This window comes from Salinisphaera sp. T5B8, assembly GCF_040361255.1.
Lineage (GTDB): Bacteria > Pseudomonadota > Gammaproteobacteria > Nevskiales > Salinisphaeraceae > Salinisphaera.
The window spans coordinates 25,279-37,278 of record NZ_APNG01000029.1 but is presented as its reverse complement, the minus strand read 5'-3'; the positions used below and the strand labels follow the sequence as shown (position 1 = coordinate 37,278).

Here is a 12,000-nt window from a genome sequence, read left to right as displayed (position 1 = left end):
CCTTTCCGGCTCAGGCCAATTTACAGAAGGAATGGTGCACTCCCAACGAATCCGAACTCACCGACCTGCTCCAGAACCTGGTGCGGCTCGACTACGATGCGATCGACGCCTACGACGCCGCGATCGAACGCCTCGAAGACACCAAGGCACAGGAGATGCTGCGCGCATTCCGCAAGGACCACGAACGGCATATCGCCGATCTGACGCCGCATATCACGGGCCTGGGCGCCGAGGTGCCGGCCGGCAGCGGGCCCAAGCATCTGCTCACCGAAGGCAAGGTCAAGGTGGCCGCCCTGGCCGGTGATTCCGCCATTCTCACGGCCATGGCCACCAACGAAGTCGAAACCGAGTCGGCCTATCGCAGCGCATCGGAACGCGATGACGTGGACGGCGAACTCGCCGAGAAACTGCGGGCCGGCATGGCCGACGAAGCCCGCCACAAGGAATGGATGAAAGAGCGCGCCTGATCGTGCCTGTCGCGCGCGCACCGCGCGATTCCTTTTCCTTTCTTACTATTTAACAAGGACTTTTATGTTCCGTCACTCCTCCAAGCTCCAGTACCCGGTCAAGGTCGATACCCCCGATCCGCAGTTCGCCATGCTGCTCCAGCAGGCGATCGGCGGCATCGAGGGCGAGATCCGCGTGGCCATGCAGTATTTCTTTCAGGCCATGGGCGCCCGCGGTGACGACCGTATTCGCGACATGCTCATGTCTACGGCCACCGAAGAGTTGTCGCATATCGAGATGCTCGGCCACGCGGTCGCACTCAATCTCGAAGGCGCGCCGCTGTCCTATCAGGAAGAATCCGCCAAGGACCCGGTCATCAACGCCATTCTCGGCGGCATGAATCCGCGTCATCTGCTCTCCTCGGGGCTGTCGGCCATGCCGGTCAACGCCAACGGCGTGCCCTTCGACATGAGCCATGTCTACGCCACCGGCAATATCGGTGCGGACATGATGTGCAACGTGGCAGCCGAAGCCGGCGGGCGTGTACTGGCCTCGCGCCTGTACAACTGGACCGACGACCACGGCATGAAGGATTTCCTGGCGTTCCTGATCGCCCGCGATACCTATCATCAGCAGCAGTGGCTGGCGGTGATCGAGGAACTGGGTGGCATGGAAGCCCAGCTGCCGATCCCGAACACCACGCCGGACGATCACGAAGCCAAGGAACATTCCTACTATTACCTGAATACGCTGCTCGACAAGCAGGCGCCGGAAGGCCGTTGGGGCCACGGGCCGTCGCTGGACGGCAAGAGCGAATACTCGGTTCGCGACGAGCCGGAGCCGCAGGGTCAGGAACCGTCGCTGGGCAAGGCGCGCGAAGGCTCGCGCGTACAGAAAGGCCAGCTCTAGGGCGTGGCGAAGGCGCCGGGCGGCGCACTCCCCGCCCGGCGCTCTCGCATCCCCCCGCGATCGAAAGACCTGAGGACCGACACGGCATTCTGCCGGTCGGTCTTTTTTGTGCGCGACGCCCCGACACGCCGGCGGTTTCGTTTTTGCGCCGCCGATGATTTACTCAGCGAATGACATCCAATCCCCCGCTGCTCGAAGTCGAGGCGCTGCGCACCCATCTGGATACGCCGGCCGGCGTACTGCGTGCGGTCGATGCCGTGAGCTTTGCCATCGCCCCGGGCGAAACCCTGGCCCTGCTGGGCGAATCCGGCTGCGGCAAGTCGATGACGGCGCTATCGCTGATGGGGCTGACGCCCAGGACCAACACCCGCTTGCTGGACGGTACGGTACGCCTGGGCGGCGAGGATCTGCTGAGTCTCTCGGAAGCGGCCATGCGCGAACGCCGCGGCGCGCGTATCGGCATGGTGTTTCAGGAGCCGATGAGCGCGCTCAACCCGGTGCTCACCGTCGGCCAGCAGATTGGCGAGGCGCTGGCCACCCATGCCGGCTTGCGCGGCAAGGCACGGCGCGAACGCGGCCTGGCCCTTCTCGAGGAAGTGGGCATGCCGGACCCGGCGGCACGCTGGGATGCCTATCCGCACGAGCTCTCGGGCGGGCTCAAGCAGCGCGTGGTGATCGCCATCGCCCTCGCCGGCGAGCCGGACGTGCTGATCGCCGACGAACCCACGACCGCGCTCGATGTAACCATTCAGGCCCAGATTCTGGCGCTGCTCGGCCGTCTGCAGCGCGAACGCGGCATGGCCTTGCTGCTGATTACCCACGATCTGGCCGTGGTCAACGAAGTGGCCGATCGTGTGGCCGTGATGTATGCCGGGCATATCGTGGAGCTTGCGGAACGCGAGACGCTGTTCGCCGCGCCGCGCCACCCCTACACGCGCAAGCTGTTTGCCTCGCTGCCCGGTGCGGCCCAGCGTGGGCGCCCACTCGCCGCCATTCCCGGCACCGTGCCCCCGCTCACATCCGATCTGCCCGCCTGTCGGTTTGCCGATCGCTGCGAATATGCCTGGGCGACCTGCCGTACCAGCGCGCCCGCCTGGCAGACCGATACCGGTGCGCGGGTTCGCTGCCATCTCTACGATTCGAACTATCGCGGCGAGCCATTACCCGCCGCGCTCGCACCGCGCGATACCGCGACCGATGCCGCCAAGGGCGAAGCAGAACCCGAAACGCTGCTCGAAGCCCGCGATGTGGCCGTGCATTTTCCGATCACCAAGGGGGTGTTCAAACGCACCGTGGGACACGTACGCGCGGTCGACGGCATATCGCTGGATATCAAACGCGGGCGCACGCTGGCACTGGTCGGGGAATCCGGCTGTGGCAAGACCACCCTCGGGCGTGCACTCGCCCGGCTGATCGAACCGACCGCCGGCACGCTACGCTTCGGCGGCGACGATCTGGCGGCCCTGTCCGGCGGGCGGCTGCGCGCTGCGCGCCGGCACCTGCAGATGATCTTTCAGGATCCGTTTTCGGCCATGAACCCGCGCATGCTGGTCGGCGAAATCATCGCCGAAGGGCTCGTTGCGCAGAAGATCGGCCAGAACAGCGCCGAGCGCCGCCGTATTGCCACCGAGCTGCTGACCGACGTCGGCCTGCCGGCCGCGGCGCTCGATCGCTATCCGCATGAGTTTTCGGGCGGCCAGCGTCAGCGTATCTGTATCGCCCGGGCGCTCGCACTTGAACCCGATCTGCTCATTTGCGACGAGCCGACCAGCGCGCTGGACGTATCGGTTCAGGCGCAGGTGCTCAACCTGCTCAAACGCCTGCAGGCCGAACGCAATCTGGCCTATCTGTTCATCACCCACGACATGGCGGTGGTGTCCTATCTGGCCGATGACATCGCGGTGATGTATCTGGGCGAAATCGTCGAGCGCGGCCCCGCCGCCGAGTTGCTCTCAGCGCCCAAGCACCCGTACACACAAGCCCTGCTGTCGGCCATGCCGCGCGTCGACAACCGCCATCACGGCGAACGCATCCATCTGGCGGGCGATCTGCCCTCACCGGCGAACCCGCCGGCGGGTTGTCGATTCCATCCGCGTTGTGCGCATGTCATGGATCGCTGCAAGCAAGAGTCGCCGCAAGCCCGTGCGTTCGGGACCGGCCACAGCGCGCGTTGTCATCTGTACTGAGGCCGGCCCGCGCCGAGACTACAAGCCCTCGATGGCCTCTTTGCGCCGGGCCTGCCAGCGCTTTTCAAACGCCGCATCGCTTTCACCCTGGGACTCGGCCACGGTTTCTTTCCAGGCCGCGCGCAGCGCATTCAGGCGCATCAGACGCTGGTCGTTCCATTGCTGCATCTCGTCGCTCCAGATGCCTTTTTCCTTGAGATACGTAATCGCGCCCGGATGAAACGGCACATCGATCGGCGGCGTGCCGGCGCGATCCAGCGCCCAACGTTTCATCGCCGCGGTGGCGTTTTTGTATTCGGGAAAGGCCTGATCCAGCGCCTTCAGATAGTTGTAGACGAAATTCTCGTCGGCATCCGCGGGCACCACCATCATCGGATAGCGATAGGCCAGAATATCCACCGGGTGATCCTTGCTGATGCCGCCGCCGATGGTTTCCTGATAGGGCTGAAAAAACGGCGCAACCTTCTGCAGACGTGCCCAGCCGGCCTTGTTATCCGGTGACAGTTCCAGCCAGCGGATACCGCGCGGCGATTCGGCCAGTTCGTAGGTCTGGCTCGTGGTCGGCGTGGTACAGGCTGCATCCGCCTTGCCCTGGGCGAGCGCGCTCATCGTTGCGCTATAGGTCGGGAACATGATCGCGTTGACATCGTCGCGGCTCAGCCCGGCAAAGGCCAGAAACGCATCGCATTTGAGATTGGTCGACGGATTACCGGCGGTATAGGCCACGCGCTGGCCCTTGAGCTGTTGCAGGGTTTCGATACCGGCATCGCGCGCGGTGAACACGCCGAACGAGGACGGGCGGCCGGCGATTACGCGCAGATCCTGCGGGCCCCAGCGCCGCGCGGCGAAATCGGCGACGCCCTCGGCGGCGAAAAACGTTTCCGTGGCGAGAAAACCGACCTGGGCCCGGCGGCGCAACAACGGTTCGAGCCGGCCTACCGCCGAACCGGACGGCTGAATACGAATCCGCGTGCCGTAGTCCTTGCCGAAGGCATCCGCAATCGCCGAGGCTTCGGCATAGCCGGCAGAACCGATATCGTAGGACGACCAGGTCATCGTCGACGGTAGCGCCGGCGCGCCGTTGACTCCCGCATCGGCCATCGCACCCGACACACCAAACAGGGTACAGGCGGCCAGGCCCGCACCCGCGATCAACGAACGCAGTAACGCCTTGGTTTTCATCGATTGTCTCCTCCGGGCTGTTTTTGATTGTTCTTGATGGTTCTTATCGCCGCCGGCCGGGCGGTATGCTCAGTGCCCGTGCGTGGCGCGCGGATGCGCGTTGTCGTTCACGGGCATAGCGCAAGCGCCTGCTCGAGGGACAGCGGCGTTTCGTCGAGCAGCGCCCGCTGTATGTCGGCATCGTCGCCGGCCGGCTGCGGCGCAAGCGGGTCGGCCGGCTGCAGCTTGTAGCGCACCACCAGAAACGCCAGCGCAAGCCGGCGCGCGTCGTGGGTTTGTTGTGCGGCCTCCCAGGCCATGAACACCGCACTGCAGAGGTGGTAGAGCGCACTGGCTACCTGGCGCACGATGTCGTCGTCGTTGTGTTCGACGGTTCGCGCCGCCAGGGCCGCCACACGATCGATGAACGAGCTGAACAGCGACCATGCGGCCGCTGGCATGCCGTCGTCCGCAACCCGGGCATGCAGATAGGCGATCAAGGGATCGAGGGTGTGCTGGCGGCGGATCGCCCGCATCACATCGAGGGCGACGATATTGCTCGTGCCTTCCCAGATTGAGCCCAGATGCGCATCGCGCAGCAACTTGGCCTCGGGCCATTCCTCGATATAACCGACGCCACCGCGCACCTCCATGGCATCGCCGATCGCCTTGCGCGAATCGCGGGTGGCGCGAAACTTGATCAACGGCGTGAGGATGCGCACCAGCTTGGCTGCGTTTTCGTCACCGTGATCGGCTTTATCCAGGCAGCGGCTGATATGCATGAACATGGAGCGCGCCTGTTCGGCCGGCAGCATAATCTTGAGCAGCTGGCGCTGCATGAGCGGCATATCGATCAGCCGTTTGCCGAACGCTTCGCGATGGCGGGCGACGTACAGCGCTTCCGAGAGCGCGCGGCGCATCAGCCCCGCGGCACGTACGCCGTTGGACAGGCGCGACATATTCATCATGTCCGCGATCTGCTGGAAACCGCGGCCGATATCGCCAATCAAATAGGCCGTGGCGTCTTCGAGCACGATCTCGCCGCTGGCCATCGAGCGCGTGCCCAGCTTGTCCTTCAGGCGCACGATGCGATAGCCGTTGCGCGTGCCGTCGTCGCGGGTTTTCGGCAACAGGAACAGTCCAATACCGGCCATGCCATCGGGCCCGTCGTCGGCCCGGGCGAGCACCATGGCCAGATCCGCATCGGCGTTCGAACAGAACCACTTGTCGCCGCGAAGACGCCATTCGCCGTCTTCGCCGCCCGTTACACGCGTGGCCCGGGTGGTAATACGGGCAATATCCGAACCCGCGGCCTGTTCGGTCATGAACATCGCGCCCTGATAGAGCGTGTCCATATCGCGGGCGGTCAGATAGGGCAGGTACTTATCCACCAGCGCCGCATCACCAAACTTGCGCAGCGTGCGGGTGAGCGAATCGGTCATGCTCACCGGGCAGCACAGCCCGAACTCGGCCTGTACGAACAGATAGGTCAACGCATACTTGATCAGCGACGGGCGCTTGCCATCGGTATGACTGAGCGCGGCCAGCCCCAGCTCGCCGTAGGCTACGCCTTCGAGCGCGGTATAGCTCGGGTGTTTTTCAATGGACTGCGCGTCTTCGCCGCGCCGGTTGCGATGCACGAGCACCGGCGGATTGCGGTCGGCGGCCATGGCGAGATCGTCGAGTTCACCCGCCGCGCGAGCGCCCAGATCGACGAGCTGCGGTTCGAGTTTCTCGTAGTCCGCATCGCCCAGATATACCCGCAGCAAACGGGCCAGATCCGGATCGCGCTCGAACAGGCTCAGCCCCCTCGCATCGGGGATGTTGCTTTGCAAAACCGCCGCTTGCGACGCGGTTGCAGGAGTCGACATGGCGCATTCTCGTATGAGCGTGAATGCAGACTAGGGCGCGCTTTCGATAGACGTCCAATACAATTCATCTCCTGTTCGATAAACATGGCTTATCGCCGGAAACGCCATCATGGACCTCAAACAACTGCGTTATTTCGTGGCCGTGGCCCGGGAACTGCATTTCGGACGCGCCGCCCGCCGCCTGCATATCTCACAGCCGGCGTTGAGTTTCGATATCAAGAAATTCGAGCAACAGCTGGGCGTGACGCTGCTCGAGCGCAACAGCAAACGCGTGGCCCTGACCGATGCCGGCACGCTGCTGTTGACCGAGGCCGAAAACCTGCTTGCCCATGCCGCCGACGCCGAGCAGCTCGTGCGTCGCTCGGCACGGCGCCTGAGCGGCCGGCTGCGGGTGGGCTTCGTCAATTCGATGCTGTTTCGCGGCTTGCCGGAGGCGATCGAACGCTTCGGCCGCGATCATGCCGATATCGATATCGTGCTCAAGGAGCTCAACAGCGAAGAACAGATCGCCGCCCTGCTGGGCCAGCGTATCGATATGGGCTGTTCCCACGGGATTCGTCACGGCGACGAGATCCGCAGCCAGCTGCTGCTGCGCGAATCCTTTCTATGCTGTCTTCCAATTAGCCACCGGCTTGCCGGCACAGGCGCCATCAAGCTGGCCCGCCTGGCCGAGGAACCGTTCATCCTGTTTCCACGCGCAGTTTCGCCCCACTATCACGACCGGATCGTCGCGCTATGCGTGGCGGCGGGCTTCAGCCCGCAGATTCGCCATGAAGCACGGCTGTGGCAGACCGTGGTGACGATGGTGGAAAAAGGCATGGGCGTTGCCCTGGTTCCGGCGCCGCTCAGACATGCCGCGCGGGATACCGCCTGCTTTCGGCCGTTGGCCGGCAATGCGGGCGCGTCGGAGATTCATCTGCTACGCCGTCGCGGTATTCAGAACCCGCTCGCCGATGCGTTTTCTGCCTGTCTGGCCGAGGCCACGTAACGGTTTCACGTGGAGCAGACAAAAAAAGAGCCACCTGAAGGCGGCTCTTTCTCGGCCCGTGCCGGATTACAGCTCAGACCGCGATCTGACCGCCATCGGCCTTCTGAATCACCACCGTCGAGGCACGCGGGCGCACATCGCCGCTCGGCGCGACCGTGGCATCTGGCGTGTTGCTGCCGTCATCGGCCGGCCAGTTGCCCGGATGCTGGATGTTGATGAACAGCGCGGTTTTGTCGGGCGTGGCAAAAATACCGGTGACTTCACAGCCGTTCGGGCCCACCGCAAAGCGTTTGAGCTGGGCCTGATTGCCTTCGTGGATGACCGAGTCGTTGTTGCCCTTGTCCAGGCCTTGCGGCACCACGGCCAGCACCTGGTCATTGGTGTACTCGGTTCCGCTGTCGGTTTCGATCCAGAGAATACCGTTCCCGTCACCACGGTCGTCGTACCAGAGGCCGTCGCAGCTGGAGAAGAAATTCTGCTCCGACAGGCTCGACAGGTTCTTGTCCTCGCTGGTCGGCACCTTACCGAACACGAAGATATCCCATTTGAACGTGGTTTCGCCCGGCGACGGCTCGACCCAGCGAATGACCTGACCGTCGCTGTTGTCGGCACGTGGATTGGCTGCGTTCACCGGGGCCGTGGCGAAACCCACACCGGGTTCGTCGTCGCTGCTGCCGTCGTTGCTGTAGGTCGGCTCGGTGCCTTGCGCCGTCCGCTGGGAGTTATTGGTCAGGGTCATATAGACCTCGCCGGACACCGGGTCGACCGTGCCCCATTCCGGGCGGTCCATGGGCGTGGCGCCCATCAGATCGGCGGCATCCGCGGTGTTGATGATGATGCCGGCCCGATCGCCTGCTTCCAGGCCCAGGGCGCTGGCCAGCGTCATGCCCGCGTAAGCGCTGCCCGCCGAAGACGGCACGATCGTATCCGGTTCGAGTTCCAGCCATTCGCCCGAGCCGTCGGCATTGAACTTGGCCGCATAGAGCGTGCCCTTGTCCATATACTTGGCGCCGATGGCCAGGCGATTGGTGGTGGCACCCGCGGTGTTGGCATCGGCCGGGTCCCACTTCGCGTCGGAGACGAACTTGTAGATATATTCGTTACGCGAATCGTGGCCCGAGTAGAACACCACCGGTTCGCCGGCAACGAGCTTGCCCGGCCAGCAGCCTTCGTGACGAAAACGCCCAAGCGCGGTGCGCTTGACCGGCCGCGAAGTCGCATCATAGGGGTCGATTTCGACGATATAGCCGAAGGTACGCGGCTCGTTGCGGTAATCGTCAGCGGCGGTTTCGCCGGAAGGCGTGGCATTGAAACGGGCGAATTCGCCGTTGCTTTCCGTTTCGTCGCCGGCCGATGTATCCCAGTCGTAGCGGGTGTCACCCGACCGAATACCCAGACGATCGTCATCGGCCTCGCGGCCGCTGTCCTTGCGGAAGATATCCGGCCAGTTTTCTTCGCAGGTCAGATAGGTGCCCCAGGGCGTATAGCCGTTCGCGCAGTTGTTGTTGGTGCCGCGCGTGCTCATGCCGGTGTTGTCGTAGGCGGTCACCACGTACGAGCTGCCCGCGACCGGGCCCGCCAGGTCGCAGGGCGTGGCACTGGTGATACGGCGGTTGTACTGCGAGCTGCGCACCACATCCCACACGCGGTTGTCGCCACGACGCAGTTCAACCACGGTCACACCGTGGGCATTGATTTCGGTGCGTGATTCATCGGCTGGCCGGGGCGTATCGCTGGGTCCGCCCTGCGTTGCCCAGAGCGCGCCCTGGTCGATGTATTCGTTGTTGAGCGCCATGATGAAATTCGACGACGCCGTATCTTCGGAAATCGGGAAGTTGTGCATGCCGTCGTGGTGCATGCCCACGCTGTTGGCCTGAATTTCCGGCGTGAATGCCAGATCCGAACGCCAGGCCGTGCCGCTGGTGTTGATGGGCGTGCCCCACGGCATGACCACCTGGGCGGTATAGGCGCCGGTCGTGGCGGCCGCGGCGCCGGCGGCCAGCGATGCGTTGGCCTGGGCGGAGCCCGAGCCGGGCACGACGACCGCGTCGGTCTTCGATCCCGCGATGGCTTCGAACGCCAGCATCATGGCGGCGGCGCGATCGTCGTCGCTGGTAGAGACGTTGTCGTCATCGTCGTCGTTGCAGCCGGTCAGACCAAAGCCGGCGAGCATGCTCACGGCAGCCACGCTCAGCCCGCCGCGCATGATGCTGCGCCGGGATACGCGCCGTTCCAGTACGGAGGAAAACGGCTCGTTTTCGCTGTCGTTCAATAGCCGATGGTCTTCGATCTCTTCACTCATGGTCCGCCCTCGGTGGTGGTCACTGCCTGTTATGGATGACGCCGCTGACGGGCGTCCTTGACCACGGCACGCTAGGCGACTGCTGTGACATCTCCATGAAAGAACCGAGGCGGGCGCATGACATTTATATGACCGCGCCGGCGCAGGGCGTATCCGCCATGGCTAGTGCGTTTCCAGCGCGCGTTGAAAGGCGGCCAGCGCGTCGTCGGAGAACAGCACGAAGCGCACCCGCTTGATGCTTTGCGCGCGTACCGCGCAGTCGGCCACCGTCTGCACGGCGATCTCGGCGGCTTCATCGAGCGGGTAGCCGTAGATGCCGGCGGAAATGGCCGGAAAGGCGATCGATTCGGCGTTCTGCTCTTCGGCCAGCTGCATGGCCAGGCGATAACAACTGGCCAGCTGCGCGGCCACCGGCTGGCTTTTGCTGTAGACCGGCCCTGCGCAGTGCACGACATGATCGTTGGGCAGATCGAAGGCCGGGGTGATCACCGCCTCGCCGGCTTCGATCGGCGCCTGTGCGCGGCTGGCTTCGACCAGCTTCGGCCCGGCCGCGCGATGAATGGCGCCGTCCACGCCGCCACCGCCCTTGAGCTGCTTGTTGGCGGCATTGACGATTACGGCGATATCCGGCTGCTCGGTGATATCGCCCTTGATGCATTCGATGGTCAGCGTTTCGATCGCTCGCTGCATGGTGATCTTCCGATTCGGGTAAGGTGCGTCCATCATCCCGAGCCACGTGCTGCAAGCCAAGTCTATGGCGCAACTGATCAAGTACTGGAACACGCTCAAGGGCAGCTACTGGTTCATCCCGACGGTGATGTCGATCTTCGCCGCGGCGCTGTCGTTCGCACTCACCGCGATCGATGCGCGCATCGGCGATGCCTGGGTCGCGAACATGCCCTGGATATACAGTATTCAGGCCGAGGGCGCGCGCGGGCTGCTGACCACCGTGGCCGGCTCGATGATCGGCGTGGCCGGCGTGACGTTTTCGATCACGATCGCGGCGTTGTCGTATACAACCTCCACGCTCGGCCCGCGTCTGTTGACCAACTTCATGAACGATCGGGGCAACCAGATCACGCTGGGCACGTTCGTGTCGACGTTCGTGTATTGCCTGCTATTGCTGCGCGTCGTGCAGGCCAGCCACGAAAGCAGCGCGGCGTTCGTGCCGCATCTGGCGCTGGTGTTCGCGGTGGGTATGGCGGTGGCCAGCCTCGCGGTGCTGATCTATTTCATTCATCACATCACCGAATCCCTGCACGTTTCCAACGTGGTCGCCAACGTCGCGCGCGATCTCGACAGCGCCATCGACGACTACGAAGCCCGTGTCGAGGCCGCGCGCGAGAAACCACCGGCCCATCTGCCTGCCGACTTCGACACGCAGGCCGTACCCGTGCGCGCCAACGGCGACGGCTATATCCAGAATCTGGTCTTCGGCTCGCTGGTGAGTACGGCCGCCAGCCATGATCTGGTGCTGCGCCTTGAACGCACGCCGGGCGATTTCGTCACCGCCGGCCAGACCTTGCTCTGGGCCTGGCCCAAACCGCGAATGGATGACGATATCGCGGCCGCGCTCGTCGGCGCCTATGCCTGGGGCCGCCAGCGCACCCAGTCGCAGGACGTGTTCTTCCTGGTCAACGAACTTGTCGAGATCGCCGCCCGCGCGCTTTCGCCGGGCATCAACGACCCCTATACCGCAATGGGCTGTCTGGACTGGCTGGCCTGCGCGCTGCATCGCGTGGCACGCCACGATATCGCCAGCCGGCACGGCTTCGACAGCGACGACACGCTGCGCGTCTGGGCGCGAGGCTTTGATTTCGAAACGCTGGCGAACGCGGTTTTCGACCAGCTGCGCGCCTATTTCGCCAGCGATCGCAACGCCGCGGTGCACATGCTCGCGCGTATCGGCGATGCCGGCGAATTCCTGCGCGACGCCGACCAGCGCCGGCTCATGTACACGCACGCCAGCGCCCTGCATGAAGCCGCGCTGGCCGCGATGACCAGCGACCGCGATCGACAAGCAGTCGAACAGGCCTATCGCCGCGCCCTGCGCCTGATCGACGGGCGTGATTTCAGCGAATCTTGATAACGCATCGTTTAGGCCCGATGCTAGTGGGTTGGCCAGCCTTGATTGAT

9 protein-coding genes are annotated in these 12,000 nt (G+C 64.2%); 5 read left to right on the top strand and 4 right to left on the bottom strand.

Annotated features, from left to right (window positions below; genetic code table 11):
- From T5B8_RS18505 to T5B8_RS18495, 3 genes are all read left to right on the top strand, one after another.
- A partial coding sequence (locus T5B8_RS18505) for a DUF2383 domain-containing protein (protein WP_353180822.1) occupies positions 1-467 on the top strand: 467 nt, incomplete at its 5' end.
- 64 nt (positions 468-531) lie between these two features.
- Positions 532-1,356, top strand: a complete 825-nt coding sequence (locus T5B8_RS18500; RefSeq protein ID WP_353180821.1) for a manganese catalase family protein — start codon at positions 532-534, stop codon at positions 1,354-1,356.
- Between the two features lie 170 nt (positions 1,357-1,526).
- A complete protein-coding gene (locus T5B8_RS18495; protein ID WP_353180820.1) occupies positions 1,527-3,542 on the top strand; it encodes an ABC transporter ATP-binding protein in 2,016 nt (671 codons plus the stop codon).
- An 18-nt stretch (positions 3,543-3,560) separates the two neighbouring features.
- Here T5B8_RS18495 and T5B8_RS18490 read toward each other — a convergent pair whose 3' ends face one another.
- Together T5B8_RS18490 and T5B8_RS18485 are read right to left on the bottom strand one after the other, a co-directional pair.
- Positions 3,561-4,724 carry a TAXI family TRAP transporter solute-binding subunit gene (locus T5B8_RS18490; RefSeq protein ID WP_353180819.1) on the bottom strand — a complete coding sequence of 388 codons (1,164 nt, stop codon included), beginning with the start codon at positions 4,722-4,724 and terminating at the stop codon, positions 3,561-3,563.
- A 107-nt stretch (positions 4,725-4,831) separates the two neighbouring features.
- Positions 4,832-6,574, bottom strand: coding sequence for an acyl-CoA dehydrogenase family protein (locus T5B8_RS18485; RefSeq protein ID WP_353180818.1), 1,743 nt, complete (start codon positions 6,572-6,574; stop codon positions 4,832-4,834).
- 109 nt (positions 6,575-6,683) lie between these two features.
- Between T5B8_RS18485 and T5B8_RS18480 the strand changes: the two genes are divergently transcribed.
- On the top strand, positions 6,684-7,562 hold the full coding sequence (locus T5B8_RS18480; RefSeq protein WP_353180817.1) for a LysR family transcriptional regulator: 879 nt from the start codon (positions 6,684-6,686) through the stop codon (positions 7,560-7,562).
- Between the two features lie 73 nt (positions 7,563-7,635).
- Here T5B8_RS18480 and T5B8_RS18475 read toward each other — a convergent pair whose 3' ends face one another.
- Together T5B8_RS18475 and T5B8_RS18470 are read right to left on the bottom strand one after the other, a co-directional pair.
- A complete protein-coding gene (locus tag T5B8_RS18475; RefSeq protein ID WP_353180816.1) occupies positions 7,636-9,864 on the bottom strand; it encodes a PhoX family protein in 2,229 nt (742 codons plus the stop codon).
- A gap of 162 nt (positions 9,865-10,026) precedes the next feature.
- The gene (locus tag T5B8_RS18470) at positions 10,027-10,554 is read right to left on the bottom strand and encodes an O-acetyl-ADP-ribose deacetylase (RefSeq protein ID WP_353180815.1); all 528 of its coding nucleotides are present in this window, start codon (positions 10,552-10,554) and stop codon (positions 10,027-10,029) included.
- Between the two features lie 64 nt (positions 10,555-10,618).
- Between T5B8_RS18470 and T5B8_RS18465 the strand changes: the two genes are divergently transcribed.
- Complete coding sequence (locus tag T5B8_RS18465; protein ID WP_353180814.1) at positions 10,619-11,950, top strand: DUF2254 domain-containing protein; 1,332 nt, start codon at positions 10,619-10,621, stop codon at positions 11,948-11,950.
- Positions 11,951-12,000 lie beyond the last annotated feature (50 nt).